Source organism: Sphingobium sp. LF-16 (assembly GCF_003711185.1).
GTDB classification, from domain to species: Bacteria; Pseudomonadota; Alphaproteobacteria; order Sphingomonadales; family Sphingomonadaceae; genus Sphingobium; species Sphingobium yanoikuyae_A.
This window is the reverse complement of sequence record NZ_CP029335.1, coordinates 2,479,593-2,504,790: the sequence shown is the minus strand read 5'-3', so window position 1 is coordinate 2,504,790 and position 25,198 is coordinate 2,479,593. Positions and strand designations below refer to the sequence as shown.

Sequence of the window (25,198 nt, the reverse complement as noted above, 5' to 3'; positions counted from 1 at the left end):
CCCATTTTCTCGGGGCGGATCATGACAGATTGCGATGAACTTGTCCCGCCGGATGCGCTGCACCCGGCGGGACGGAAAGATTTAGAGTTCGCTGTCCATCAGCGCGGGGAAGAAGCCCTCATGCGCGGTGCACAGCGCGTCGATCGACACGCCCGCCACGCTGTCGCCGCCGACGGTGCCGATCTTGACCGCGCCAGCAATCTCGACGCCGGCCGGCGCCGTTACGACATAGCGGCTCTGGTCTTCGCCGAACGCCGAAGCGGTGGTCAGCGCCACGTCCAGCGTCGCGCCGATCTTGCCGGCCAGCGCCATTTCCGCGATCGTGACGATCAGGCCGCCGTCGGAAATATCATGCACGGCATTGACCGTGCCGGCCACCACCAGCGCGCGGACAGCGTCGCCATTGGCGCGCTCGACCACCAGGTCAACCTTGGGCGCATCACCCGCCTCGCGACCGGCAATCTCGCGCAGCCAGATCGACTGGCCCAGATGCGTGCCTTCGCCACCGACCAGCCAGATCGCGTCGCCTGCATTCTTGAACGCCACGGTCGCCATCGCATCGATATCGGCCAGCAGGCCGATGCCGCCGATCGCCGGGGTCGGCAGGATCGCCGAGCCACCGCCGGTCGCCTTGGATTCATTGTAGAGGCTGACATTGCCCGACACGATCGGGAAGTCGAACGCGCGGCAGGCGTCGCCCATGCCCTCCAGGCAGCCGGTCAGCTGCGCCATGATCTCGGGGCGCTGCGGATTGGCGAAGTTGAGGCAGTTGGTGACCGCCAGCGGGGTCGAGCCGACCGCGCTCAGGTTGCGATAGCATTCCGCGATCGCCTGCTTGCCGCCTTCATAGGGGTCGGCATAGCAATAGCGCGGGGTGCAGTCGGTGCTGATGGCGATGCCCTTGCTGCTGCCATGGACGCGCACCACCGCGGCGTCGCCGCCGGGACGCTGCACCGTGTCGGCGCCGACCATGTGATCATATTGCTCCCAGATCCAGCGACGGCTGGCGATGTCGGGGCTGCCCATCAGCGTGACGAGGTCCGCGCCGATATCGGCGCTCTCGGCGATCTCGCCCAGCGGTTCGACCTTCGACCAGATCTTATACTCATCCTTCGGCATCGAGGGACGGTCATAGAGCGGCGCATCGTCGGCCAGCGGCGCGAGCGGAATGTCGCAGACGATCTCGCCCTTATGCTCCAGCACCATGCGGCCGGTGTCGGTAACATGGCCGATGACGGCGAAGTCGAGTTCCCACTTCCGGAAGATCGCCTCGGCAAAGGCTTCGCGGCCGGGCTTGAGCACCATGAGCATGCGCTCCTGGCTTTCCGACAGCATCATCTCATAGGTGGTCATGCCGGTTTCGCGCTGCGGCACGTCATCCATCTTGAGGTGCAGGCCGACGCCGCCCTTCGACGCCATTTCGACGCTCGAGGAGGTGAGGCCGGCGGCGCCCATGTCCTGAATGGCGACGATCGCGTCCGATGCCATCAGTTCCAGGCACGCCTCGATCAGCAGCTTTTCGGTGAAGGGGTCGCCGACCTGGACGGTGGGGCGCTTCTCTTCGCTGTCCTCACCGAAATCGGCCGACGCCATGGTCGCGCCATGGATGCCGTCGCGGCCGGTCTTGGATCCGACATAGACGATCGGGTTGCCGACGCCGCTGGCGGCCGAATAGAAGATCTTGTCGGTGTCGGCGATGCCCACGGTCATCGCATTGACCAGGATATTGCCGTCATAGGCGGGGTGGAAGTTCACCTCGCCGCCCACGGTCGGCACGCCGACGCAATTGCCGTAGCCGCCAATGCCATGGACCACGCCGCTGATGAGATGCTTCATCTTGGGGTGGTCGGGGCGGCCGAAGCGGAGCGCGTTCATGTTGGCCACCGGGCGGGCGCCCATGGTGAACACGTCGCGCAGGATGCCGCCGACGCCGGTCGCGGCGCCCTGATAGGGTTCGATGTAGCTAGGGTGGTTATGGCTTTCCATCTTGAAGATGGCGGCCTGGCCATCACCGATGTCGACCACGCCGGCATTTTCGCCGGGGCCACAGATCACCTGCGGGCCCTTGGTGGGCAGCTTCATCAGGTGGATCTTGGAGGATTTGTAAGAGCAGTGCTCCGACCACATGACCGAAAAGATCCCGAGTTCCGTCAGGTTCGGCTCGCGGCCGATCGCCTTCAGGACGCGATCATATTCTTCGGGGGACAGACCGTGCTCGGCAACGATCTGCGGGGTGATCTGGGGGGCGCTGCTGGACATGAGCGCGCCTTTAGACGCGTGGCGCGGGATTCACAATGGGGAGGCGGCGGCCAAGTCATGGCCACCGCCCTTAAGTCGCTTAGCAGCTGCTGTTGCGGTCGATCGCGCGGCCAGCCAGGGCGCCGGCGCCAGCGCCGACGACGGTGCCGGTGGTGCGATCGCCGCGGGTGTCGACCGCGCGGCCCAGCAGGGCACCGGCAACGCCGCCCAGCAGCAGGCCGGTGGTGCCGCCCGACTTGCGGCAGCGATAATCACCGCGATAGCCGCGACGGTCGGAATAGCGACCATGGTCATAATGGCGGTCGCCACGGTGCCAGCCACGGTCATGGCCACGGGCGAAGGAGGTCGCCGGAACGGCGGTAGCGACGGTTGCGGTCGCCAGGGCCATGGCGATCAGGCTCTTCTTGAAGTTCATGGGTCATCTCCTCGACCTGTTTATCTCTGGTACGAGGCTGTTCTGCCACCGGCTGGCTGGCAACATCCTGAACCGGCACGTTATCTGTCGTTCAGGAAAAGCGCCGGGCATGAAAAAAGGGCCGGTTCCTAGGGAAGAACCGGCCCCTGTCAGAAAAAAGACTCAGGCAATGCTGCGATCAGACGTGGCAGGCCTGCGCCGACTTGCCGGGGACGGTGATCGTCACGTCATTGCCCGAGCCCTTGACCTCATAACCACCTTCGGCGGTGAAGGGCTGGCCGGCTTCGGCAGCCTTCAGCATGGTGGGTGCGCCATTCTTTTCGGTGCGCAGGATCGCGCTCTTGTCGTCGCTCATATAGTCGACGAAGAACAGGCTGTTGTCCTTGCAGCGGAACTGCTTGTTGGCCTTGACCGACGGCGGCAGCTCGACCGGCGCGGCGTTGGCAAGCTGGGCAGCCATCGGATCGGCGGGGCCGCCGACGACTTCGGGTTCGTCACTCTTGTTGCAGGCCGACAGCATGGTCAGGCCGGCAACGGCGATGAGGGGGAGATAATATTTCATAGCGATCCTTTTATGTGCGCTTGCAACATTGTGCGTCAACGCAAAACTGCCCGAATTCCGCCACGCCTGTGCAGCGACGTCATGACGTTTGCGTGACAGCGGCGCTATTGACCCACTATTGGGCGGCCTTGGGTCTGCTGCCATGTCATCCGCGCTTGACCCCGTGGACAGGGGCGGTCAATGCAGGCGCATGGCTGAGGAAAATACCCCGCAAAAGGATCTGTCCCAATTGTCGTTCGAGGATGCGCTGCGCGCGCTCGAATCGATCGTTCGCCGGCTGGAAAGCGGCGATGTCCCGCTCGATGAGTCGATCTCGCTCTATGCCCAGGGTGAAGAACTGCGCAAGCGCTGCACCGAGCGGTTGCAGGCGGCCGAGGCGCGCATCAGCAAGCTGACCGTCGATGCCGGCGGCGCCATCACCGGCGCCCAGCCGTTCGGCGCGGATTGACCCACTGCATGGAACGGAGCGCGGCAGGAGCGCTGGTCGCCGCCCGTGCGGCAACGGTCGCGGCCGATATCGACCGGGCGTTCGACGCGCTGCTGGCGATCCCCGACGATCCACGCCATCGCCTCTATGAAGCGATGCGCCATGCCGCGATCGGGGGCGGCAAGCGGCTGCGGCCGCTGCTGGTGCAGGCGACCTGCGACCTGTTCAACATTTCCCGCGAATCCGCGCTGCGCGTCGGTCTCGCGATCGAATGCATCCATGTCTATTCGCTGGTGCATGACGATCTGCCGGCGATGGACGATGACGATATGCGGCGCGGCAAGCCGACCGTCCACAAGGCGTTCGATGAAGCAACCGCGATCCTGGCCGGCGATTGCCTCCATGACCTTGCTTTCGAAATCCTCGCCGACGAACAGACCCATCCCGATGCCTTCGTGCGCATCGACCTCGTAAAGGCGCTCGCCGTCGCCAGCGGCCCGGCCGGGATGGCGGGCGGGCAGATGATGGACCTGGAGGCGGAAAAGACCCGTTTCGATCTCGCCACCGTCACCCGGCTGCAAAATCTCAAGACCGGCGCGCTGATCGGCTTCTGCGTCGATGCCGCTGCCATCATGGCGCGCATCCCGGTCGATGCGCGCACCGGCCTGCATGGCTATGCCCGCGACATCGGCCTCGCCTTCCAGATTGCCGACGACCTGCTCGATGTGGAGGGCGACGCGGCCGTGGCCGGCAAGGCGCTGGGCAAGGATGCCGCCGCCGGCAAGGAAACCTTCGTCTCGCTCCTGGGGGTAGACCGGGCGCGGGAACAGGGGCGTCTGCTCGTTGAACAGGCCAAGGCGCACCTGCACGGCCATGGCGCGGAGGCGGACCTGCTGCGCGCGATTGCCGACTATATTGTGGAGAGGGACCGCTAGATCATGAGCAAGTCGCGTATCGGTGTCTATCCCGGCACCTTCGACCCCATCACCCTTGGCCATATGGACATCATCCGCCGCGGCGCGAAGCTGGTCGACAAGCTGGTGATCGGCGTCACCACCAACATCAGCAAGTCGCCGATGTTTTCCGATGAGGAACGGCTGGACATGGTTCGCCGCGAATGTGCGGACATCGACACCGAAATCGTCGTCACCGGCTTCAATTCGCTGTTGATGGACTTTGCCGAATCGCAGGGGGCCAGCGTCATCATCCGGGGCCTGCGCGCCGTCGCCGATTTCGAATATGAATATCAGATGGCGGGCATGAACCAGCAGATCAACAGCCGGGTCGAAACCGTCTTCCTGATGGCCGACGTCTCGTTGCAGCCGATCGCGTCGCGTCTGGTCAAGGAAATCGCCCTCTATGGCGGGCCGATCCACAAGTTCGTCAGCCCCGCCGTGCGCGAGGAGGTGGAGGCGCGGGTTGCCGCGCTGGGCCTCAAGGGGCAGGGCTAGGAACGGGTTGCCTTCATTGTTGCCGTCTCGTTTCAGCCCGCGTTCAGTTGCCAATCCCGATCAGGGCGCTATCAGGACGGCTTGACCTTCCCGGGCAAGATCTAAGGAAAGCTTATTCGCATGCGTTTCACTTCCGCGCTCAAGACCGTGGCGATCGGTTTCGCCCTCACCGCGTCCAGCGTGGCCTTCGCCCAGGGCGGCGGTGGCGGCGGCGGCGGTGCCGAGGAAATGAAGAAGGCGGAGACCGCTGCGAAGGCGGAGCAGAATGCCAAGTCACTGGGCGCCCAGCTGACGCCGCAGCTGCCGCCGGCGACCATTCCGGCCGACCCGCAGAATATCTGGGATCTCGACCTGTCGAGCGGCGGCCGCGTGCGCATTCAGCTGCGCCCGGATATCGCCCCCAATCATGTCGAGCGGATCAAGGAACTGACCCGCCAGGGCTTCTACAATGGTCTGAAGTTCCACCGCGTCATCCCCGGCTTCATGGCCCAGGGCGGCGATCCCAAGGGGGACGGCACCGGCGGTTCGACGCTGCCCGACCTCAAGGCCGAGTTCAACCCGATGCCGCATCTGCGCGGCACCCTGTCCATGGCCCGCGCCCAGAGCGAGGACAGCGCCAACAGCCAGTTCTTCATCGTGCTGCTGCCGCGCATGCAGCTCGACAAGAAATATACCGTTTTCGGCCGCGTGATCGAAGGCATGCAATATGTCGACGCGATCCATGAGGGCGAGCCGCCGGCCGACCCGACCGTGATCCTGCAGGCCTCGATCGAGAGCGACGGCAAGCCGCCGGTGCTGGCACCGCCGCCCCCGCCGCCGGCGCCCGAACCCGCAGCGCTGCCGTCGAAGAAGCCGGCTGCCCCGGCCAAGAAGCCGGCCCCCAAGAAGAAGTGAGTTTGCGCCCGGAAGGGCCATCGTCATGCGTGTAGACCTGTTCGATTTCGATCTGCCGGCGGAGAATATCGCCCTCCGTCCGGCCAGCCCGCGCGATTCGGCGCGCCTCTTGCTCGTGCCCGGTGACGGCGCGATGGAGGATCGCATCGTGCGCGACCTGCCATCGCTGCTGCGCGCGGGCGATGTGCTGGTCTTCAACGACACCCGCGTCATTCCCGCCCAGCTGGAAGGGATGCGGGGCGAGGCGCGGATCGGCGCGACCCTGCACAAGCGGCTCGGCCTGCGCCAGTGGCAGGCCTTCCTGCGCAATGCCAAGCGGGTGCGTGATGGCGACCGGATCGATTTCGGCGCCGGTGTCACTGCGATCGCCGGCCCGCGCGACGAGGATGGCGGCGTCACCCTCGATTTCGAGGGCGAGGAACCAGTCGAGATCCTGCTGGAACGGGCCGGGCGCATGCCGCTGCCGCCCTATATCGCCAGCAAACGCGCCACCGACGAGCGTGACCGCAGCGATTACCAGACCATGTTCGCGCGCGAGGATGGCGCGGTCGCCGCCCCCACCGCCGCGCTGCACTTCACGCCCGACCTCACCGCTGCACTGGCGCAGGCCGGCGTGCTGACTGAAACGCTGACCCTGCATGTCGGCGCGGGCACCTTCCTGCCGGTCAAGGCGGACGATACCGACGACCATCGCATGCATGCCGAATGGGGGCGGATCGATCAGGACACGGCCGATCGCCTGAATGCCGCGCGCGCGGCCGGCGGCCGGATCATCGCGGTCGGCACCACCTCGCTTCGCCTGCTCGAAAGCGCGACGGGGGAGGATGGCGTGATCCGTCCCTTCGCCGACGAAACCCGCATCTTCATCACGCCCGGCTACCGCTTCCGCGCGATCGACGGGCTGATGACCAATTTTCACCTGCCCAAATCGACCCTGTTCATGCTGGTAAGCGCCTTGATGGGCCGCGATCGGATGCAACAGGTCTACGCCCATGCGATCGCCACCGGTTATCGCTTCTACAGCTATGGGGACTCTTCGCTGCTGCTGCCGTGACGGCGATCGGTCATTACTGCACTCGTTTGATGCAGGCGATGCTGCCGACGATGTCGGTACGGGTGCCGCGGTTGCAGTGCCAGGACGGGTCATCCTGCAATGTCGGCGGATGGTCCTTTGCGGCCGAACGATAATGGGCATTATATAGCCAGATCAGCGCGGGGCGGCCGCTTATGGCATGGGCGCGCAATATTGCGTTCGGGTCGGCCTTGCGGTCCACGACCAGCGGTTCCACGGGCACGTCCATTCCGGGCCGTGCCAGGAAATAGCCGCCGATGGCCGCAAGCGATGCGCGGTCCATGATCTTTGCCGAGGGGGAATCCCATAGGAACAGGACACGGTCGGGCCGTTCCGCGCGGATGAAGTCGCTGCCCTGTTCATAGCCGTAGATCGTTCGGTCGCCCAGTTCGGTTCGCATCAGCGCGGGGTTGAGGACCGGCGCCATGAAGGCGAAAGCCATGCCCAGTGCGGCATGATCGGGGCGCGGCGTGCGCTGGATCAACAGGGTCAGGCCCAGCATCGCGCTTGGCACCAGTGGCACCAGATAACGGTCGGTCAGGGACGGCTGGAACAGGCTGACCAGGATCGCAATGGCAAAGCCGATCACCGCCGTCAGTGCCGTCAGCGGCAACGGGTCGCTGCCGCTCGATAGGATATCGGATTGCTGGCGCCGCATATGGATCGTCGCGACGATGACAAGCGCGATGACCGCGAACAGGGCGACGATATTCTGCGCGCCCAGGACGAAGGCGAGGTTGAGCATCGCTCGGGACAGGCTGGTGGGATCATACCAGGCGACATCGTCGCGCGCATAGTCTGCCAGCCGGGGCAGATGATAGGCGAACCAGCCAAGGCCCGGTGTCGCCACGATCATCGCGGGCCACATCCGCGCCAGGTTCAGGCGATGTCGGTACAGCAGCACCAGTATCTGGCCCAGGATCAGGACGGCGGCATAATAATGGGTGAGGAACATCAGTGTTCCAAGCCCGACCCATAGCATCGCCCAGCGTAGCGTCAATCGCTCAAGCAGGTGCGCGACGGTCAGGCAGGATGCGGTCGACAGCAGCATCATCAGGCCATAGCCGCGTGCGTCCACCATGATGCTCAGATTGGGCGGCCACAGAAAGAGGAGGGCGGCCCATGTCCAGGCGCCGGTGCGACCGAGCGTGCGCGGGCGCCAGAGCAGCGGCAACAGGGCGGCGGCGAGGACGAACAGGATGGACGGGAGGCGCAGCATCAGATTGCTGTCGCCGAACAACGTCACCCAGCCTGTCAGCAGCAGATAATAGAGTGGCGGATTGCAATCGAGCCAGGCCTCGCGCCAGAAGGACGACCAGTCCGGCCGCGTCGCGATCATCCCGCTCCAGGTTTCATCGAGCCACAATGGGGTCGTGTCCGCCAAGCTTAAACGCATGCCGACCAGATAGAGGGCGCCAAGGAGGAAGAAACTGCCGGTCAGCAGGATGATCGGTGTCGCGGGCAACCGGCGCGCGGCGGGAGTCTCGGGCAAGATCGGATCCTTGGATGAATTGCGAGGACAGTGATTTGCCATGGTTAATATATGGATAAGTGAAGGCGGGCTTCGTGATTGGGTGCGGTGTCGCGGCCAGCGAGGCTGATGTGATCCGCCCTTTCGCCGAGGAAAGCCGCACATTGGTCGCGTGGCGCTATCGCTTCTACAGCTATGGGGATTCCTCGCTGCTGCTGCCGTGACGGCTGAACCTGGCGGCTAGAAGGCCTCCGCAATCCCGACATAGACGGCATGATCGTCTTTTCCTGCCGCAAGATCGACGCGCAACTGCACGTCATTGCTGCGGAAAGGACGATAGCGCAGGCCTATGCCGCCGGCCGGCAGCAGCTTGCCCTTGTCGATGATCGTGCCGGCCGATGGCGCGATGCCGCCCAGCCCGACAAAGGCGGTTGCGCCCCAGCGGCCGCTGACATGCTGGCGCCATTCGGCCTGCGCCGCCCAACTGGCCTTGTCGCGATAGCGACCGGTGACATAGCCGCGCAGATCGTTGTTCGCGCCGAACAGGCACAGATCATAATAAGGGGCGTTGCCCCCGGCGGCACATAGCGCGCCCCGCAGTGCGATCACCGTGCTAGAGCCGATCGGCAGATAGCTGTTGGCGGCCATCTGCAACTTGTCATGGCTATAGCTGTCGCCCAGGGCGCGCAGACCGAACAGCCAATTGGCGCTCAACATCATGCCGCGATGCGGTTGGGTCGCGCTGTCGCGCGTATCATAGGCAAAGCTGGGGCCGATCGCGGACAGGTTGCTGTTCATGGCGTCGAGCGGCGGCGCCGGCAAGGATTCTGCCTCCGCCTCTTTCAGCCGCGCGTCGGTGGTGCGCAGGCGATAGCGGATGCCGGCATAGCCGCGCGGGAAGACGCGCATCAACGCCTGGAGGTCGATGTTCAACTGCTTGCTGTCGATCTCGCGATGGATACCGTCATCGCCCGCAGCCGCGCCGATCCCATAATAGTCGTTGCGATCGTCGATATAGGAGAGGCTGGCGCTGAAGCGCAGCCGATCCTTGTCGAACGACATGGAATGAAAGGCGCCGACGCCCCTGGTCCCGCGCGAGGTGTAGATGACGCCGCCGGCACTGATCCACTGCTGGGGCGCGGCATTGGGATTGTAGAAGGCGATGGCACCTGCGGCGAGGCCTGTGCCGGTTGCCGGATTGGACAGCGGCACGGGCGCGAAGAGGATCTGAGGCTTGCGGGTAGGGGAGGCTGCGGTCCTGCCTTCGGCGGGCAGGGCGCGTGAGAGGCTGTTCGCGTCGGTCTCGCTCTGGGCTGTCGCCATGCCCGATGACAGGCAGGGGAAGGACACGAGCGCCAGCCACCCTAGACGATGGCGCCGGATCATGCGTGGGCCAGCAAAAAGGGCGGGGCGGATGGCCATATTCTCTCCATCCCCCATCGGCGACGGGGGAACCATCGGGACAAACACTGAAGCGTGGCGGGCGCCCCTGCGCGGCTCGATGGCGCGGCCGTCCAGATGCGCCATGATGTTCGGGGGACTATGCCCGGTCGGGCTGCGGAGCAGGGCAGGCGCAAGCGGTTGAAAGGGCGACGCCCTTGCGCGTGGGGCGCCTTGCTCGCGCGTCGGGCTATCGTCATGGAAACCCGGCGTCGACCGGTCACCACAAGGGGTAATCCCTGAGCCATGCCGGTGTTTCGCCCGATGGCTCCCGGCCCCGGAAACGGGACATGCTGCCTCCGATAGACTGAGGGGGTCATATGGCCAATCTGGCGGAATTTCTGGACAAGCTACCCATCCTGCTGGTCGGGCTGCTGATGCTGGCGACCATGACGCTGACGGCGACGGCCGGCTATGTCCTGCGGCAGCGGGTGCGCCGGCTGTTGACGCACAAGGGCGCCACGGAAGAAGGTGGGGCGGAAGGCTATATCGTCTCTGCCGTGATCGGTCTGGTTGCGCTGTTGCTGGGCTTCACCTTTGCGCTGGCGGTCGGCCGGTTCGAAACGCGCCGGGCGCTGGTGCTGCAGGAAGCCAACGCCATCGGCACCAGCTATTTGCGGGTCCAGGGCCTGCCCGAACCGCATCGCACGCGGATGTCGCAGATATTGGTCAACTACACCAATAATCGCGTCGAACTCGGCACGGCCAGCCCCGACAAGATGGCGCCCTTGATCGTCGCCAGCGATCGACTGCTGGTCGAGCTATGGGCCGGCACGCTGGCGGCGACCGACACGATCGGCAATTCCGCGCTGGCCTCCTCGCTCCATTCGACCGTCAACGAAGTGATCGACATGGACAGCGCGCGCAAGGCGGCGCGCAAGGTGCGGGTGCCGGGCGAGGTGTTCCTGGCGCTATGGGTCTATATCGCGGTGACTGCGGGGATGCTGGGCTATGCCCGGTCGGAAACGCAGGGGCGGATGCTGGCGGGCATATTGTTCCTGCTCTTCACCATGTCCTACATGCTGATCATCGACATCGACCGGCCGGCGGGCGGCAATATCGTCGAAAGCCAGGGGCCGATGATCGAACTGCGCGAGACGCTGAAGCAGCAGCCGCCCGGCACCTTCGACATCTGGCGCAAGCCGGTCGTGGCGCCAGCGCCTTAGAGTCTGTTTGAGAATGCGCCATCCGGCGCATTCCGGCACCAGCCCGCTCCCCCACCCGGCCACCCATAGAATACTGCCGTTGGGTGGCCGGGAGGGGGAGCGGGCTGGCACCGTATCGGAAATCGCGCTTTCGCGATGTCTCAACCACTCTCTTAGATGTTGCCAAACGCCATTGCCAACGCGCGCAGCATCGGCGGTGGCGTCTCGCGCAGGGTGGCGGCGCGCGGGCCATGGAGCAGGCCGATCGTCCGCCGTTCGCCAAAATCGCGTAATTTGGCGCGCGCCATGCCGGGCCATTGATAGCCCAGCGGCATCACCGTGACGCCCAGGCCGGCCGCCACCATCTGCATCACCCGCTCGTCATGGGTCGACCGATAGGCGAAATGCGGGCGGATGCCGCGATCGACGAAATAGCGGCTGGTCGCCGACAGCGCCTCGCAATGGCGGCGCACGATCATCGTCTCGCCCGCCAGTTCCTCCGCCGCGATCGTTTCGCGTCCGGCGAGGCGATGGTCGGCGGGCAGGGCCAGGCCATAGCCCTCCTCGGCCAATATCTGTGCGACATAGCGATCCTCGGCGCCCGGCCGCACCAGGGTCAGCGCCACGTCGATCCGCTCGGCATCCAGCCGCCCGAGCAGTTCGCGTTCCGATCCTGGAATGAATTCCACCCGGCCGCGCGCCTCGGCCGGGCAGGCTGCAACCGCCGCCGCCACCGGCGCGCCGGCGATGCTGGTCAGCAGGCCGATGCGCAGCGTCTGGATTTCGGCCGTCTGCGCGCCCGCCTGTTCGGCCAGGTTGAACTCGCGCTCGATCCGCCGCGCGTGGCTTAGCAGGCGACTGCCGGCCTCGGTCAGTTCGACCCGCTGGTTGCTACGCAGGAACAGTGGCGCGCCGACCGCCTGTTCCAGCTTGGCGACGCCGACCGACAGGGTCGGTTGCGACACCAGGCAATGCGCCGCCGCACGGGAGAAATTGCCCTGGTCCACGACCGCCAGGAAATAGCGCAGCAGATAGCGTTCGATCATAGATGGAAACTATATACTCCTGCCCGTGGTTTCAATTTTTCCCTTGCCGCGTTCAGGACTAGGGTGCGGCGCAGGAGAGATGCCAATGACCGACTTCGATTTCGCTCTGGGCGAGCATGCGGACATGATCCGCGAAAGCACCGCCCGTTTCGCCGCCGATCATATCGCCCCACTGGCGGCTGAGATCGACGCCAAGGACTGGTTCCCCCGCGACCTGTGGCCCGCCATGGGCGCGCTCGGCTTGCACGGCATCACCGTGGACGAGGCGGATGGCGGCCTGGGCCTGGGCTATCTGGAGCATGTGGTGGCGCAGGAGGAAGTGGCACGAGTCTCCGCCTCCATAGGTCTCAGCTATGGCGCGCACTCCAATCTCTGCGTCAACCAGATCCGCCGCTGGGGCAATGACGCGCAGAAGGCGCGCTATCTGCCCAAGCTGATTTCCGGCGAGCATGTGGGCAGCCTTGCCATGTCGGAGGCCGGCGCCGGGTCCGATGTCGTGTCGATGAAGCTGAAGGCCGAAAAGAAGGGCGATCGCTACGTCCTCAACGGCACGAAGTTCTGGATCACCAATGCGACCGAGGCGGACACGCTGGTCGTCTATGCCAAGACCGGCGAGGGCTCCAAGGGCATCACGACCTTCCTGATCGAGAAGGGCTTTGCCGGCTTCTCGATCGGCCAGAAGATCGACAAGGTTGGCATGCGCGGCAGCCCGACCGCCGAACTGGTGTTCGACGATTGCGAAGTGCCCGAAGAGAATATCATGGGGCCGCTGAACGGCGGCGCGGGCGTGCTGATGTCGGGCCTCGACTATGAGCGGACCGTGCTTGCCGGCATTCAGCTCGGCATCATGCAGGCCTGTCTCGACACGGTGCTGCCCTATGTTCGCGAGCGCAGGCAGTTCGGCAGGCCGATCGGCGCGTTCCAGCTGATGCAGGCGAAGGTCGCCGACATGTATGTCGCGCTCAACAGCGCGCGCGCCTATGTCTATGCGGTCGCCAAAGCCTGTGACGCGGGCAAGACCACCCGCTTCGACGCGGCCGGCGCCATCCTGCTCGCCAGCGAGAATGCGATGAAGGTCGCGCTGGAGGCGGTGCAGGCGCTGGGCGGCGCGGGCTATACGAAGGACTGGCCGGTCGAACGCTATATGCGCGACGCCAAGCTGCTCGATATTGGTGCCGGCACCAACGAGATCCGCCGGATGCTGATCGGCCGCGAACTGATCGGCGCGTGAGGAGTCTGTCTGCAAATGCGCGGAAGTGCGCATTTGGCCGCACCGGCCCGCACCCCCACCCGGCCACCCACGACAGTATCCTGGTTGGGTGGTCGGGTGGGGTTCAGACGAGTCCCGTGCCTCGTCTGAAGGGCCGGCACCGTTTTTCCTTAAATCAAGTCCGCCCCACGAACAGGAAGCCGACCGCCGCCATGATGCAGGCAAAGGCGGCCGCGTGGCGCCAGTGGAGCGGTTCGCCCAGCACCGTCACCATGAAGATGCCGAAGATCACGAGGGCGATGGCTTCCTGCGCGATCTTGAGTTGTCCGGCGGACCAGCCATGGGCAAAGCCGATGCGGTTGGCGGGCACCGCCAGGCAATATTCGACGAAGGCAATCGCCCAGCTGATCAGGATGACCAGCATCAGCGGTTTGTTCATGCCGCCCCTGAGGTGCCAGTACCAGGCGGTGGTCATGAACAGGTTGGAGAGGATGAGGAGAATGATGGTGGGCATATCTGCTCTGTGGCACGCGGACGCCGGGAAGGCGAGGGCATGAGCGCACCGGTTCTGGACAGCAAGCTGTCGCCCGATGGCGAGGGCTTCCGCGCCAATGCTGCGCATAATCGCGCGCTGGCGGAAGAATTGCGCACCAGGGTTGCCGACGCGGCGCTGGGCGGATCGCCGGCCGCGCGCGACAAGCATACCGGGCGCGGCAAGCTGCTGCCGCGTGATCGCGTCGAACGGCTGCTCGATCCCGGCTCGCCTTTCCTTGAGATCGGCCAGCTCGCCGCCAATGGCCAATATGGCGACGAGGTGCCGGGCGCCGGCATGATTGCCGGCATCGGCCGGGTGTCGGGGCGCCAGGTGATGATCGCCTGCAACGACGCCACGGTGAAGGGCGGCACTTACTATCCCGTCACGGTGAAGAAGCATCTGCGCGCGCAGGAAATCGCGCTCGAAAACCGGCTGCCCTGCGTCTATCTGGTCGACAGCGGCGGCGCGAACCTGCCCAACCAGGCGGAGGTCTTTCCCGACCGCGACCATTTCGGCCGCATCTTCTACAATCAGGCGAACCTGTCGGCGCGCGGCATCCCGCAGATCGCCTGCGTCATGGGCAGTTGCACTGCCGGTGGCGCCTATGTCCCGGCGATGTCGGACGAGACGGTGATCGTCCGCAACCAGGGCACCATCTTCCTCGCCGGCCCGCCGCTGGTGCAGGCGGCGACGGGCGAGGTCATCAGTGCCGAGGATCTGGGCGGCGGCGACCTGCATGGCCGCAAGTCGGGCGTGGTCGATCATGTCGCGGACAATGACGAACATGCGCTGTCCATCGTGCGCGACATCGTCTCGACCCTGCAGCCCGACCGCCAGAGCGACCTCAACCTGCGCGACCCGCGTCCGCCGAAATTCGATCCGGCCGATCTCTATGGCATCATCCCCCAGGATGTGCGCGCCCCCTATGATGTGCGCGAAGTGATCGCGCGGATCGTCGACGGCAGCGAATTTCACGAGTTCAAGCCGCTCTACGGCACCACGCTCGTCTGCGGCTTCGCCCATATCTGGGGCATGCCGGTGGCGATCCTGGCGAACAATGGCGTGCTGTTCAGCGAAAGCGCGCAGAAGGGCGCCCATTTCATCGAACTGGCCTGCCAGCGCCGCATTCCGCTGCTGTTCCTCCAGAATATCTCCGGCTTCATGGTTGGCGGCAAATATGAGGCGGAAGGGATCGCCAAACATGGCGCCAAGCTGGTGACGGCGGTGGCCACGGCACAGGTGCCTAAGGTCACCGTGCTGATCGGCGGCAGCTTCGGCGCGGGCAATTATGGCATGTGCGGCCGCGCCTATCAGCCGCGCTTCCTCTTCACCTGGCCCAATAGCCGCATCAGCGTGATGGGCGGCGAACAGGCGGCGAGCGTGCTGGCGACCGTTCACCGCGACGCCGCCAAATGGACGCCGGAAGAGGCCGAAGCCTTCAAGGCGCCGGTGCGCCAGAAATATGAGGATGAAGGCAATCCCTATTTCGCGACCTCGCGCCTGTGGGACGATGGCGTGATCGACCCGGCCCAGACACGGGATGTGCTGGGGTTGGCCTTCGCCGCCGCCTTGAACGCGCCGGTGGACGATCGCGCGCAATTTGGCGTGTTCCGGATGTGATCATTCCTCCCCGGCACGGGGAGGGGGACCGCTCGCCGGAGGCGAGTGGTGGAGGGGCAGGAGCCTTTGAGAGTGAGAGATGATATGATCGACCACAGCAGGCAAATCTCGCAGAATATCGGCGGCGGCTATGCGCAGCACCGTAACGCCTTGCGCCGTCAACCAATGGGTTCGGGCCGCATCATGGCGCAGGGCATCAGGCCCGTCATGGCTGCTGCCGTCCACTTCGATGGCCAGTCGAACGACCGCGCAGTAGAAATCCAGGATATAGATGCCGGCTGGATGCTGGCGACGGAATTTGAAGCCGTTCGGGCGCTGGCGCAGCGCCTGCCACAACAGCCCTTCCGGCAGGGTCATCTGGCGGCGCAATTCACGCGCGCGCTTCACCGTTCGGCCTGGTCCGGTCAACATGGCGCCTGCCCCTCCACCGTGCTTCGCACGGTCCCCCTCCCCGTGCCGGGGAGGAATGCACTATGATCCAATCCCTCCTCATCGCCAATCGGGGCGAGATTGCCTGTCGCATCATCCGCACCGCGCGGCGGCTGGGTATCCGCACGATCGCGGTCTATTCCGATGCCGACGCCGACGCGCTGCATGTGCGCGAGGCGGACGAGGCGGTGCATATCGGCCCGTCGCCGGTGCGCGAATCCTATCTGGTCGGCGACCGCATCATCGCGACAGCGAAAGCGACAGGGGCGCAGGCGATCCACCCTGGCTATGGCTTCCTGTCGGAAAATGCCGAATTTGCGCAGGCGGTGATCGATGCGGGGCTGATCTGGGTCGGCCCCAACCCGTCCTCCATCACCGCCATGGGCCTGAAAGACGCGGCCAAAAAGCTGATGCAGGATGCCGGCGTGCCCACCACGCCGGGCTATCTGGGCGAAGACCAGTCACCCGAGCGGCTGGCGGCGGAGGCCTACGCGGTCGGCTATCCTGTCCTCATCAAGGCGGTCGCCGGTGGCGGTGGCAAGGGCATGCGCAAGGTCGATGCCGCGGCCGACTTCGCCGATGCCCTATTGTCCTGCCGGCGCGAGGCGGCGTCCAGCTTCGGCAACGATCAGGTGCTGCTGGAAAAATGGATCACCAATCCGCGCCATATCGAGGTGCAGGTGTTCGGCGATAGCCAAGGCAATGTCGTCCATCTGTTCGAGCGCGACTGCTCGCTCCAGCGTCGCCATCAGAAGGTGATCGAGGAAGCGCCGGCACCGGGCATGGATGAAGCGACCCGTGCGGCCGTGTGCCAGGCGGCGGTCAATGCGGCCAAGGCGGTCGACTATGTCGGTGCCGGCACGATCGAGTTTATCGCCGACGGGTCTGACGGCCTGCGCGCGGACCGCATCTGGTTCATGGAAATGAACACCCGGCTTCAGGTCGAACATCCCGTGACCGAGGAGATTACCGGCCAGGATCTGGTCGAATGGCAGTTGCGGGTCGCATCGGGCGAGCCGTTGCCGCGGACGCAGGAGCAACTGTCGATCAATGGCTGGGCGATGGAGGCGCGCCTCTATGCCGAGGATCCGGCCAAGGGCTTCCTGCCCTCGATCGGCACGCTCGACACGTTCGAGCTGGGTGGCGGTGCGCGCATCGACACCGGCGTCGAGGAAGGCGCGACCATTTCGCCCTATTATGATCCGATGATCGCCAAGGTCATCGCCCATGGCGACACGCGCGACGCGGCGCGGCTGCGGCTGGCGGGGGCGCTCGACGAGACGGTGATTTGGCCGCTGCGCACCAATGCGGGCTTTCTGGTCAAGGCGCTGGAGAATGCGGATTTCGCGGCGGCCCGGCTCGACACCGGCCTGATCGCGCGGGAGGGCGACGCGCTGTTGCCGCCGGCTGATCCGTCCGACGCGGCACTGGCCGACGCGGCAGCGGCGCTGACGCCTGGCGGGGCGCTGGCGGGCTTCCGCCTCAATGCGCCGGTCCGGGCGGAGGCGAATTTCCTGCTGAACGGTCATCCCCATGCCGTGCGCTATGATCCGCGTCTGGGCGACGCCCGGCCGCTGGAGGATGTGCTGATTGCCGAGGGCGGGCAGGTCTGGGAAATGACACCCTGGCGCGTTGCCGGTGGCGCGGGCGGTGCCGCATCCGACGGCGCGATCCTGTCGCCCATGCCCGGCCGCATCATTGCCGTGGCGGTGACGGCGGGGCAGGCGGTGACCAAGGGGCAGAAGCTGCTGACGCTCGAAGCGATGAAGATGGAGCATAGCCTGGTCGCGCCGTTCGACGGCGTGGTCGCAGACCTGAACGCGGCCGAGGGCGGGCAGGTGAGCGAGGGCGTATTGCTGGCCCAGATCGATCATGGCGAAGGTTGAGCCGATCCGGCTGCATGGAATGATAATTGCACTATAGTGCATATTTATATAGAGGGCGAACTATGGCGGGCAGGCATTTTGACGAATGGCAGGTGGGCGACCGGATCGTGCATGAATTGCGCCGCACGGTGACCGAGACCGACAATCTGCTGTTCACCACCATGACCCATAATCCCCAGCCGCTGCATCTGGATGCCGAAGCGGCGAAGGCTTCGGAATTCGGCCAGATCCTGGTCAACGGCACCTTCAGCTTCGCGCTGATGATCGGCCTGTCGGTGGGGGATACCACCATGGGCACGCTGGTCGCGAACCTGGGCTATGACAAGCTCGTCATGCCCAAGCCGGTGTTCATCGGCGATACGCTGCGTTGCGAGACCGAGGTCACAGAGCTCAAGGAAAGCCGCTCGCGCCCCGAGGCCGGCATCGTCACCTTCACCCATCGCCTGCTCAACCAGCGGGACGAGATTGTCTGCCAGTGCCTGCGCATGGCGTTGCTCAAGAAGAGGTCTACATGAAACTCCGCTCGCTGCTCTTTGTACCGGGCGATCGTCCCGAACGGTTCGACAAGGCGGCGGCGAGCGGCGCGGATGCGATTATCCTCGACCTGGAGGATTCGGTCGCGCCCGAGCGCAAGGGCTATGCCCGTGATGCGATCGCTGCATGGCTGGGGGAGGCGCGCAATTGCACCGCCTTCGTCCGGGTCAATCCGCTGGAGGGCGGGCAGACCGCCGACGATCTGGCCATCATCCTGCCGGCGGCGCCCGACGGCATCATGCTGCCCAAGGCGGAAGGGGCGGCCAGCATCCTGGCGCTGGAGGAACTGGCCGGGGCAGGGCGGCTGCCGCCGATCCTGCCCATCGCCACGGAAACGCCCGCCGCCCTGTTCGAGCTTGGCAGCTATCGCGGCGTGCGTGATCGGCTGGCCGGCCTCACCTGGGGGGCGGAGGATCTGCCCGCCTCGATCGGCGCTACCAGCGCGCGGGAGGCCGATGGCCGTTATACCGCGCCGATCGAGATGGCGCGCAGCCTGACCCTGTTCGCGGCCCATGCCGCCGGTGTCGCGGCGATCGACACGGTCTTCCCGCGGATCGACGCGATGGATGATCTGGCCGCCTATGTCGGCCGGGCGCGGCGCGACGGCTTTACCGGCATGATGGCGATCCATCCGGTCCAGGTCGCGGCGATCAATGCCGGCTTTACTCCGACCCCGGCGGAGGTCGATCATGCTCGCGCCGTGGTCGATGCCTTTGCCGCCAATCCGGGTGCCGGGGTGCTGAAGCTGGACGGCAAGATGATCGATCGCCCGCATCTGGTGCAGGCGCAGCGGGTGCTGGCCGCCATATGAAAAAGGCCCGGCATCGCGGCCGGGCCTCTCATTTCACCGTCCCGCTTTAGCGGTAACGGCTCTTTTCATAATTGGTCGACGATCCGGCGCCATAGGTGCCACGGGTATCGTCGCGATCGCCGAACAGCGCCTGCTGCTCACGCTCGATGCGCCAGGCGTGCTGGGCCTCATCCGCGCTCTTCTCCAGCGTCACCTTGGTCGCATCGACCGACTTGATCCAGGAGGACGGGATGGAATGGTGGACCCCACCCGCATCGCTGTCGCTCTTGGTCAGGATGATGCGGTCGCCGCGCAGCTTGTCGACGGTGCCGACATGTTCGCCATCGCTGCCGACCACTTCCATATGCTCGCGCACCTGCGTCACCGCCTGGCGCTGCTCGCCGCGACGGGTGCGCCATGTACCGAACTCGCTGTTGAAGCGATCGCGATGTTCGCGCTGATATTCGGCATAGTCGCGGTCCAGTTCGTCGATCCGCTGCTGGCGCCAGCTATAATAGTTGCTGTCATGATGCGCGCCATAGTCCTGTTGCGGCCCGAAGGCGCGGTTGCGATAGCCATGGTCCTCGCTGCCATAGCCGCTGCGTTCGCCGGTATAGGGGGCAAAGCCACGGCCGGGCAGATAGTCGCTGCGTGCGGCCGAGGCATAGCCAAGCCGGCTCGACTGGTCGCGCGGGTCGCCATAGGGGCGGTTATAATATTCGTCATATTCGCGGCGGCGCTCCGCCTCGTCATCGCCGAACCAGCTGCGAATCTCGTCGCCGGCCCGGTCGAAGAAGCCGCGCTCGTCGGGGTCATAGCCCTGGGGGTAGGGGCGGGCACCCGGCCCGCTGAACTGGCCGCGCATGCCGTATCGATAGGCGCGCTCGTCGCGTGGCGCCCTGTACCGATCATTGTAACGGTCGTTGCCGCGATCCCAGTCGGTCGAATAGCGATCATCGCCGCCATAGCGGCGTCCGCCTTGATAACCCATGGTCCGTCTCCTTGTGCTTGTCGGAGTATCGCGCCCTCCGGTGGTGCGTGCTTGTTGCACCGACAGGCCATCAATGGGTGGCGCGGCCCATCGTTCCGGGCGTTACGGGCGGGTAACGTCGCGCCTTTCAACCGCCCTGCCGAAGGCGGAAAGGGCCGATTTCCGGGGCTCTTGATCGAGATCAGGAAAGGCCGTGATTTTTTGCGCAAAAGACCGTTGCAAGGCGAAAATCCCTCGCCTATAGGCAGCCCACCTTTGGGGCCTTAGCTCAGCTGGGAGAGCGCGTCGTTCGCAATGACGAGGTCAGGGGTTCGATCCCCCTAGGCTCCACCATTTCCCTTCGAAATGAATAACCTGTGCCGTGTGGCATTGGCGGCGCGGACCGGACGCCACTGGCCGGCGCACCCCATGATCATCGGACAGCTTGGCAAGATCGCGATCCTGCACCGGCGGATCAGGGCAGCCTTTCTCCCATCGACGCTTCGAGTACCGCATACCATTCGGCGCGGGTCCATTCGACCTTGAAGGCATCGATGCTGCGGGCAATGCGGGCAGCGGACTGGCTGCCGACAATGGGAATCGGGCGCGCGGGATGCGCCATGATCCAGGACAGGGCGGCGGCGGTGATATCGACGCCATAGCGCTCGCCCTGATCTGCAAGCATCACAGCGGCCGGGTGCAGCGCCTTGGCGAGGCGACCACCACCCAGCGGCGACCAGGCCAGAACCGCCATGTCGCGCGCCATCGCCTGATCGAGCGTACCGTCATGGAGCGGCGCCGTGCGCAGCGCGGAAAATTCGGGCTGGGTGCTGACGATCGGCAGGTCGAGAAAGGTCTGGAGCGCGTCGAGTTCATGAATCGCATAGTTGGATACGCCGATCGCGCGCACCTTGCCGGCTTCAACCATGCGGGTCAGGCTGGCGGCGACTTCCTGCGGATGGGTCAGGAAATCGCGGCGATGGATCTGGTAGAGATCGACCCGGTCGATGCCCATTCGAGTCAAGGACGCATCGATGGCCTCGGCCAGATAGGCTGCGCCGCTATTATAGGGGATGCCCGGCCGGATGCCGCCCTTGGTGGCGATGATCATGCGCTGCCGCAGTTCAGGGGCATCCGCCAATATCTGGCCGAACAGCGTTTCGGCCGATCCGAAACCGGCGGGTGTGTCGCAGCCATAGATGTCCGCCGTGTCGAGCAGGGTGATGCCGGCGTCCAGTGCCGCCTCCACCCTGGCGCGGGCCTGGGCGATATCCTCGCCGGCCAGGCGCCACATGCCCCAGGCGATCGGAAAGACGGAAATGCCGCTCTTGCCGAGCGGACGTGGTTCGGCGGAGAGGCGCAGCGTCGTCATGGATCGATCAATGGCACAAGCGATGTGCCGGCGGTAGGGGCCATCCGCGCCCCACATGACCGGCCGGGCGAGCGGCGCTTGCCGGGGCCGGTGTCACGCCCTGGATGAAAAGCTCATGTAACGCGCGCGCCAGGCGGCGACTTCGGCGCGCAGGTGGGCGGGGGCGGCATCCCCCGACAGGACGAGGGCCGCGACCTCATTGTCGGGATGCATCAACATCTTCCGCGATCCGTCGCTGAACCAGACGGGCACCAGCTGATCGCAAAGACTGTCGAGGATCGCGCCGGCCATGCCATTCTCGATCGCAGCGCTGCCGGGCAGCATGCGAACCATGATCGATACGCCTTCGAAGCAGTTGCGCGGTTCGCGGACGAAATCGATCGACGCCAGGATGCCGGACCGGTCCGGACGGGCTTCATCGGGCATGGCCTGGACCCGGCGCCATGCGCAAAACCATGTCCGGCAGATATGCGGGCGCACGGCATGGATGCTGCATCCCTGCTTGCCCAGATGCGCGCAGGGCGCGCCCGCCGCTTTCTTGAAGTCGGGCGTGTCGACGGTCAGAATGGTGCAGCACATGGTGCAATCGCCGCAGGACCGGTCAGGGATGACAGGGCCCAGCAGAGCGGTTTCCAGATCTGTATCCATGTGCATCCGGGCGGGGTGCCTTGGCCTTGTCGGGAATGCAAGCGGCATCATGCGCGCCGCCTCGCGGCAGATGCCCTGCGCCGGTCAGGCGCGCATGAAGCGCCAATGGTCGGCGTCGCTCTCGGCCGGATCGAGGCGATATCCGTCAGTGTCAAAGCCATGCATGGCCTCGACATCGGCGACATGATGTTCGCACATCCAGCGCGCCATCATGCCGCGTGCCCGCTTCGCGTTGAAGCTCACGAAGCGCGGGCCATTCGGCCCCGGCTCGCGAAAATCGACATGGATCACGCGCAGGCCGTCCAGCCTGTTCTCCACCGCCGCGAAATATTCCTGGCTGGCCAGATTGAGGACGACGCCGGATCCCTCTTCAGCGGCATGTGCGCGCAGCAGCGCGGCGATGCGATCGCCCCACCAGTCGGTCAGCTTCTTGTGCCGCGGCGCCCAGCGCGTGCCCATTTCCAGTCGATAGGGGCGGATCGCATCCAGCGGGCGCAGCAGCCCGTAAAGGCCCGACAGCATCCGCACATGATCCTGCGCAAAGGCCACCGCCGCATCGTCCAGCGTGTCCACCTCGAAACCGGAATAGACGTCGCCAGCAAAGGCATAGAGCGCCTGCCGCTCGGGTAGCTCGGAAAAGTCCCGGAACCGGTCGGCATTGAGCTTGGCCAGGCGCGGCGAGATATGCATCAGTTCTGCCAGCCGCTTCTGCGAAAGATTGGCGGCCGACTTGGCGAGCCCGCGCGCTTCCTCGGCGAAATGCGGCGTGGTGACGGCAAGGGGCGGCAGCGCGCGCTCGAAGTCGAGCGTCTTGGCGGGAGAGAGCAGAACGATCATGCCCCGCGCGGTAGCCGCGCCTCGTCCGGGCGTCAAACCGGACCGCGCCTCCCCCTCCCGCCCGCCGGCGGATTTCGCTTCAGCGCCCGCCTGTGGCCCCTGATGGCCGCGCCACCGCATACATGGCCTGCGCCATTTCCCGGTAATAGGCGTTGCGATCGCCGTCCCGTGCATAGACTTCGTTGATGCTGTGCGACGCGCCGGGGACATAGATGAACTCTGCCCGTCCACCCACCTTGCGGAACGCGGCCTCCAGATCATGGACGGCGCCGTCGAGATAATAGGAATCGGCGGTCCCGACCACGACATGGACCTTGCCCTCCAGGTCATGGCGCAGGCGTGGCCATTGGGTCTCGATCCGGTGGCCGATATCATAATTTTCCCGCCAATAGGCCGCGACCTGCGCATCGACTGCGCCCGTCACCCGATCGAAGAGCGGCGCCGGCGTCCCGTCCGCACGGCGCGGCGAGAAGGTCCAGTCGAAGGATCGCAACTGGCCGCCGTCCCGGCCCAGCACCGTCTCGATCCCCACCGCCTGCGCGATCGTCGTCTTCACCCCGCCATGGGCGCGCTCCAGCGGACGGGCCGTGCCCTGGGCATCGCGATACATGTTCGCGCCAGGCTGATAGAGGTCGACGCCGATGAAATGCCGGAAATCCAATGGATCGGGTGACGAGGCCCAGCTTCCACCGAAGATGGCGGGATAGCGCACCATCGCCCAGAGCGCGAACCAGCCGCCCGAACTATGGCCGGTCAGGAACCGGCCCGAGGGCCTGGCGTCCATCCGATAGCGGCTTTCGAGCGCCGGGATGATCTCGCGCGTCAGCGCTTCGCCCCAAGGACCATTATTGACGCTGTCGGCAAATTCGGTCGTGCCGGTGGGCGAGGCGAAGTCCAGCGTCACCCAGATCATCGGCGGAATGGCCTTTGTCTCCATCAGGTGCCAGATGCGCGACAATTGCTGCCCGTCCACCCGGTGATTGGTGCCGAACGCACCGGCCGTATAGACCGTGGGATAGGTGACGCCGCCATGGGGATCATAGCCCGGCGGGGTCAGCACCCAGGCGGCGACACTCTGCGGCGTGCCGCGAAAGCGGGTCAGCACTTTCGATACGACCTGTTCGTCGTGCAGATGCGGGCGCGACGCGGTGATCTGCTCGGCGGCGCGCGGCGGCAGGCCGGTGACGTCGAACTGCGCGGGCGCCGGCGGCAATTTGTGATCGAGCGCAATCGATGGCCTGGCGCCTAGCGGCAGACGCAACGTCACCACCTTCGAGACCAGGTCGCCCGGCCCCCGCCCGCCATAATTATAGTCGCCGTCGCGATCGAGCACGACCTGCACCCGATAGTCTCCGGGCGCCAGGGCCGCGAGCCCCTCGGGGAAGGCGCTTTCCCCGGCATCGATGCTGATCGTGCGATCGGACCCGAAACTGGTGATATCGCGGCCCGCCACGAAGATGCGGGCGTCGTCGGGGCCATAGATGTCGATATCCTCGCTCTTGCCATTGTCGGCGCTCAGCGGTGCAGCAAAGAGCAATAACCGTCCCGATGCGTCGTCGCCCAGCGCAGCCGGCAGGCTGATATCGAAACGCGTTTCGGGTGCCGCAGCGCCGATCAGCGCCAGCCCAGACAGGGGAAGTGCAAGCAAGCGGGCCATTGCGGTCATCATCAGGAGATCCTGCCATTTTGCCGGCGCAGGGCAATCAACTGGGCGGCAAGGCCCAGGATCAGCATTGCCAGAAGTACAGCCTGCGATCCCAGCAGCAAGGGCGACTTGAGGTCGGTGACGAACGGATGACCATCCGGCACGCGGCGCAGGATTTCGGTCACGGTCGGCACCATCAGCAGAAACGCCGTGAGGCTGAGGAAGACGGTTTCCAGATAGCGCCGCGCCCGCCCGAGAAAGCGGATATTGTCCACGCCATAGCCGGCGATCAGCAGCAGGATCGTCACCGTGCCGATGCCGTAGCTGACGGGCTGATGCGCCACCAGGAACACGGTGCCGGCACCGATCAGCATGAAGATGAGATAGGCGATGCCCGGTGCCGATCGCGGCATGATCCGGCCATGGCGCGCGAACATATAGGCGGCCAGCGGAATGGCGGGCAGGCTGCCGAGCGTATGGAGCCAGCCCAGAGGCGTTATTCCAAACATGGTCTATGTCTTTCTGTTGGCGGGGGATCGC

The 25,198-nt window shown here is 65.4% G+C and carries 25 protein-coding genes and 1 tRNA gene; 12 read left to right on the top strand and 14 right to left on the bottom strand.

The window, feature by feature from the left end; genetic code table 11:
* Positions 1–81: 81 nt before the first annotated feature.
* The 3 genes from purL to DIZ22_RS11690 form a co-directional block, all read right to left on the bottom strand.
* The gene (gene purL, locus DIZ22_RS11700) at positions 82–2,259 is read right to left on the bottom strand and encodes a phosphoribosylformylglycinamidine synthase subunit PurL (RefSeq protein WP_048937855.1); all 2,178 of its coding nucleotides are present in this window, start codon (positions 2,257–2,259) and stop codon (positions 82–84) included.
* Between the two features lie 79 nt (positions 2,260–2,338).
* On the bottom strand, positions 2,339–2,674 hold the full coding sequence (locus DIZ22_RS11695) for a glycine zipper 2TM domain-containing protein (protein WP_004211212.1): 336 nt from the start codon (positions 2,672–2,674) through the stop codon (positions 2,339–2,341).
* A 178-nt stretch (positions 2,675–2,852) separates the two neighbouring features.
* Positions 2,853–3,236, bottom strand: a complete 384-nt coding sequence (locus tag DIZ22_RS11690) for a hypothetical protein (RefSeq protein WP_004211213.1) — start codon at positions 3,234–3,236, stop codon at positions 2,853–2,855.
* 190 nt (positions 3,237–3,426) lie between these two features.
* Between DIZ22_RS11690 and DIZ22_RS11685 the strand changes: the two genes are divergently transcribed.
* The 5 genes from DIZ22_RS11685 to queA all read left to right on the top strand — a co-directional run bounded on the left by DIZ22_RS11685 (position 3,427) and on the right by queA (position 7,062).
* Entirely contained in the window at positions 3,427–3,684 is a 258-nt protein-coding gene (locus DIZ22_RS11685) for an exodeoxyribonuclease VII small subunit (protein WP_004211214.1), read from the top strand.
* A gap of 8 nt (positions 3,685–3,692) precedes the next feature.
* Positions 3,693–4,598, top strand: coding sequence for a farnesyl diphosphate synthase (locus DIZ22_RS11680; RefSeq protein ID WP_048937857.1), 906 nt, complete (start codon positions 3,693–3,695; stop codon positions 4,596–4,598).
* 3 nt (positions 4,599–4,601) lie between these two features.
* Positions 4,602–5,114 carry a pantetheine-phosphate adenylyltransferase gene (coaD, locus tag DIZ22_RS11675; protein ID WP_010337450.1) on the top strand — a complete coding sequence of 171 codons (513 nt, stop codon included), beginning with the start codon at positions 4,602–4,604 and terminating at the stop codon, positions 5,112–5,114.
* A 120-nt stretch (positions 5,115–5,234) separates the two neighbouring features.
* The gene (locus DIZ22_RS11670; protein ID WP_004211219.1) at positions 5,235–6,008 is read left to right on the top strand and encodes a peptidylprolyl isomerase; all 774 of its coding nucleotides are present in this window, start codon (positions 5,235–5,237) and stop codon (positions 6,006–6,008) included.
* Positions 6,009–6,033: 25 nt separating this feature from the next.
* Positions 6,034–7,062, top strand: a complete 1,029-nt coding sequence (gene queA, locus DIZ22_RS11665; protein WP_004211220.1) for a tRNA preQ1(34) S-adenosylmethionine ribosyltransferase-isomerase QueA — start codon at positions 6,034–6,036, stop codon at positions 7,060–7,062.
* A 13-nt stretch (positions 7,063–7,075) separates the two neighbouring features.
* Here the strand turns inward: queA and DIZ22_RS11660 are convergent, their stop codons facing one another.
* Both DIZ22_RS11660 and DIZ22_RS11655 read right to left on the bottom strand, forming a co-directional pair.
* Positions 7,076–8,572: a glycosyltransferase family 39 protein gene (locus DIZ22_RS11660; protein WP_164488890.1), complete on the bottom strand. Its 1,497-nt coding sequence runs from the start codon at positions 8,570–8,572 to the stop codon at positions 7,076–7,078.
* Between the two features lie 219 nt (positions 8,573–8,791).
* Positions 8,792–9,937: a BamA/TamA family outer membrane protein gene (locus DIZ22_RS11655; RefSeq protein ID WP_048937859.1), complete on the bottom strand. Its 1,146-nt coding sequence runs from the start codon at positions 9,935–9,937 to the stop codon at positions 8,792–8,794.
* A 374-nt stretch (positions 9,938–10,311) separates the two neighbouring features.
* Between DIZ22_RS11655 and DIZ22_RS11650 the strand changes: the two genes are divergently transcribed.
* A complete protein-coding gene (locus tag DIZ22_RS11650) occupies positions 10,312–11,157 on the top strand; it encodes a DUF4239 domain-containing protein (protein ID WP_048937860.1) in 846 nt (281 codons plus the stop codon).
* A 152-nt stretch (positions 11,158–11,309) separates the two neighbouring features.
* On the opposite strand, the gene DIZ22_RS11645 is transcribed toward DIZ22_RS11650, so the two are convergent.
* A complete protein-coding gene (locus DIZ22_RS11645) occupies positions 11,310–12,182 on the bottom strand; it encodes a LysR family transcriptional regulator (RefSeq protein WP_048937861.1) in 873 nt (290 codons plus the stop codon).
* A gap of 85 nt (positions 12,183–12,267) precedes the next feature.
* Here DIZ22_RS11645 and DIZ22_RS11640 point away from each other — a divergent pair, with 85 nt between their 5' ends.
* Positions 12,268–13,413, top strand: coding sequence for an isovaleryl-CoA dehydrogenase (locus tag DIZ22_RS11640; RefSeq protein WP_048937862.1), 1,146 nt, complete (start codon positions 12,268–12,270; stop codon positions 13,411–13,413).
* Positions 13,414–13,567: 154 nt separating this feature from the next.
* Here DIZ22_RS11640 and DIZ22_RS11635 read toward each other — a convergent pair whose 3' ends face one another.
* A complete protein-coding gene (locus DIZ22_RS11635; protein WP_048937863.1) occupies positions 13,568–13,906 on the bottom strand; it encodes a DMT family protein in 339 nt (112 codons plus the stop codon).
* A 39-nt stretch (positions 13,907–13,945) separates the two neighbouring features.
* Between DIZ22_RS11635 and DIZ22_RS11630 the strand changes: the two genes are divergently transcribed.
* Entirely contained in the window at positions 13,946–15,547 is a 1,602-nt protein-coding gene (locus DIZ22_RS11630) for a carboxyl transferase domain-containing protein (RefSeq protein ID WP_048937893.1), read from the top strand.
* On the opposite strand, the gene DIZ22_RS11625 is transcribed toward DIZ22_RS11630, so the two are convergent.
* The gene (locus tag DIZ22_RS11625) at positions 15,548–15,904 is read right to left on the bottom strand and encodes an endonuclease domain-containing protein (protein WP_313737313.1); all 357 of its coding nucleotides are present in this window, start codon (positions 15,902–15,904) and stop codon (positions 15,548–15,550) included.
* A gap of 116 nt (positions 15,905–16,020) precedes the next feature.
* Between DIZ22_RS11625 and DIZ22_RS11620 the strand changes: the two genes are divergently transcribed.
* The 3 genes from DIZ22_RS11620 (at position 16,021) to DIZ22_RS11610 (ending at position 19,207) form a co-directional block, all read left to right on the top strand.
* The gene (locus DIZ22_RS11620) at positions 16,021–17,862 is read left to right on the top strand and encodes an acetyl/propionyl/methylcrotonyl-CoA carboxylase subunit alpha (protein ID WP_048937865.1); all 1,842 of its coding nucleotides are present in this window, start codon (positions 16,021–16,023) and stop codon (positions 17,860–17,862) included.
* 62 nt (positions 17,863–17,924) lie between these two features.
* Positions 17,925–18,377: a MaoC family dehydratase gene (locus tag DIZ22_RS11615; RefSeq protein ID WP_048937866.1), complete on the top strand. Its 453-nt coding sequence runs from the start codon at positions 17,925–17,927 to the stop codon at positions 18,375–18,377.
* Entirely contained in the window at positions 18,374–19,207 is an 834-nt protein-coding gene (locus DIZ22_RS11610; protein WP_048937867.1) for a CoA ester lyase, read from the top strand. Before DIZ22_RS11615 ends, DIZ22_RS11610 begins: the two co-directional genes overlap by 4 nt.
* A gap of 46 nt (positions 19,208–19,253) precedes the next feature.
* On the opposite strand, the gene DIZ22_RS11605 is transcribed toward DIZ22_RS11610, so the two are convergent.
* Complete coding sequence (locus DIZ22_RS11605) at positions 19,254–20,177, bottom strand: DUF2171 domain-containing protein (protein ID WP_037517711.1); 924 nt, start codon at positions 20,175–20,177, stop codon at positions 19,254–19,256.
* Positions 20,178–20,434: 257 nt separating this feature from the next.
* Between DIZ22_RS11605 and DIZ22_RS11600 the strand changes: the two genes are divergently transcribed.
* Positions 20,435–20,510, top strand: a tRNA-Ala gene (locus tag DIZ22_RS11600).
* Positions 20,511–20,631: 121 nt separating this feature from the next.
* On the opposite strand, the gene DIZ22_RS11595 is transcribed toward DIZ22_RS11600, so the two are convergent.
* From DIZ22_RS11595 to DIZ22_RS11575, 5 genes are all read right to left on the bottom strand, one after another.
* Positions 20,632–21,528, bottom strand: coding sequence for an aldo/keto reductase (locus tag DIZ22_RS11595; RefSeq protein WP_048937869.1), 897 nt, complete (start codon positions 21,526–21,528; stop codon positions 20,632–20,634).
* Positions 21,529–21,621: 93 nt separating this feature from the next.
* Complete coding sequence (locus DIZ22_RS11590; RefSeq protein WP_080993587.1) at positions 21,622–22,176, bottom strand: zinc/iron-chelating domain-containing protein; 555 nt, start codon at positions 22,174–22,176, stop codon at positions 21,622–21,624.
* Between the two features lie 84 nt (positions 22,177–22,260).
* Entirely contained in the window at positions 22,261–23,013 is a 753-nt protein-coding gene (gene yaaA, locus DIZ22_RS11585; protein WP_048937871.1) for a peroxide stress protein YaaA, read from the bottom strand.
* Positions 23,014–23,092: 79 nt separating this feature from the next.
* Positions 23,093–24,682, bottom strand: a complete 1,590-nt coding sequence (locus DIZ22_RS11580; protein WP_080993588.1) for an alpha/beta hydrolase-fold protein — start codon at positions 24,680–24,682, stop codon at positions 23,093–23,095.
* Positions 24,682–25,167, bottom strand: a complete 486-nt coding sequence (locus DIZ22_RS11575) for a hypothetical protein (protein ID WP_122928214.1) — start codon at positions 25,165–25,167, stop codon at positions 24,682–24,684. The genes DIZ22_RS11580 and DIZ22_RS11575 overlap by 1 nt, the downstream gene beginning before the upstream one ends.
* Between the last annotated feature and the right edge of the window lie 31 nt (positions 25,168–25,198).

Excerpts from the sequence above, each read along its gene's own strand:
- purL (WP_048937855.1), bottom strand. The coding sequence starts at position 2,259 with ATGTCCAGCAGCGCCCCCCAGATCACCCCGCAGATCGTTGCCGAGCAC.
- DIZ22_RS11695 (WP_004211212.1), bottom strand. The coding sequence starts at position 2,674 with ATGAACTTCAAGAAGAGCCTGATCGCCATGGCCCTGGCGACCGCAACC.
- DIZ22_RS11690 (WP_004211213.1), bottom strand. The coding sequence starts at position 3,236 with ATGAAATATTATCTCCCCCTCATCGCCGTTGCCGGCCTGACCATGCTG.
- DIZ22_RS11685 (WP_004211214.1), top strand. The coding sequence starts at position 3,427 with ATGGCTGAGGAAAATACCCCGCAAAAGGATCTGTCCCAATTGTCGTTC.
- DIZ22_RS11680 (WP_048937857.1), top strand. The coding sequence starts at position 3,693 with ATGGAACGGAGCGCGGCAGGAGCGCTGGTCGCCGCCCGTGCGGCAACG.
- coaD (WP_010337450.1), top strand. The coding sequence starts at position 4,602 with ATGAGCAAGTCGCGTATCGGTGTCTATCCCGGCACCTTCGACCCCATC.
- DIZ22_RS11670 (WP_004211219.1), top strand. The coding sequence starts at position 5,235 with ATGCGTTTCACTTCCGCGCTCAAGACCGTGGCGATCGGTTTCGCCCTC.
- queA (WP_004211220.1), top strand. The coding sequence starts at position 6,034 with ATGCGTGTAGACCTGTTCGATTTCGATCTGCCGGCGGAGAATATCGCC.
- DIZ22_RS11655 (WP_048937859.1), bottom strand. The coding sequence starts at position 9,937 with ATGATCCGGCGCCATCGTCTAGGGTGGCTGGCGCTCGTGTCCTTCCCC.
- DIZ22_RS11650 (WP_048937860.1), top strand. The coding sequence starts at position 10,312 with ATGGCCAATCTGGCGGAATTTCTGGACAAGCTACCCATCCTGCTGGTC.
- DIZ22_RS11645 (WP_048937861.1), bottom strand. The coding sequence starts at position 12,182 with ATGATCGAACGCTATCTGCTGCGCTATTTCCTGGCGGTCGTGGACCAG.
- DIZ22_RS11640 (WP_048937862.1), top strand. The coding sequence starts at position 12,268 with ATGACCGACTTCGATTTCGCTCTGGGCGAGCATGCGGACATGATCCGC.
- DIZ22_RS11635 (WP_048937863.1), bottom strand. The coding sequence starts at position 13,906 with ATGCCCACCATCATTCTCCTCATCCTCTCCAACCTGTTCATGACCACC.
- DIZ22_RS11630 (WP_048937893.1), top strand. The coding sequence starts at position 13,946 with ATGAGCGCACCGGTTCTGGACAGCAAGCTGTCGCCCGATGGCGAGGGC.
- DIZ22_RS11625 (WP_313737313.1), bottom strand. The coding sequence starts at position 15,904 with ATGACCCTGCCGGAAGGGCTGTTGTGGCAGGCGCTGCGCCAGCGCCCG.
- DIZ22_RS11620 (WP_048937865.1), top strand. The coding sequence starts at position 16,021 with ATGATCCAATCCCTCCTCATCGCCAATCGGGGCGAGATTGCCTGTCGC.
- DIZ22_RS11615 (WP_048937866.1), top strand. The coding sequence starts at position 17,925 with ATGGCGGGCAGGCATTTTGACGAATGGCAGGTGGGCGACCGGATCGTG.
- DIZ22_RS11610 (WP_048937867.1), top strand. The coding sequence starts at position 18,374 with ATGAAACTCCGCTCGCTGCTCTTTGTACCGGGCGATCGTCCCGAACGG.
- DIZ22_RS11605 (WP_037517711.1), bottom strand. The coding sequence starts at position 20,177 with ATGGGTTATCAAGGCGGACGCCGCTATGGCGGCGATGATCGCTATTCG.
- DIZ22_RS11595 (WP_048937869.1), bottom strand. The coding sequence starts at position 21,528 with ATGACGACGCTGCGCCTCTCCGCCGAACCACGTCCGCTCGGCAAGAGC.
- DIZ22_RS11590 (WP_080993587.1), bottom strand. The coding sequence starts at position 22,176 with ATGGATACAGATCTGGAAACCGCTCTGCTGGGCCCTGTCATCCCTGAC.
- yaaA (WP_048937871.1), bottom strand. The coding sequence starts at position 23,013 with ATGATCGTTCTGCTCTCTCCCGCCAAGACGCTCGACTTCGAGCGCGCG.
- DIZ22_RS11580 (WP_080993588.1), bottom strand. The coding sequence starts at position 24,682 with ATGATGACCGCAATGGCCCGCTTGCTTGCACTTCCCCTGTCTGGGCTG.
- DIZ22_RS11575 (WP_122928214.1), bottom strand. The coding sequence starts at position 25,167 with ATGTTTGGAATAACGCCTCTGGGCTGGCTCCATACGCTCGGCAGCCTG.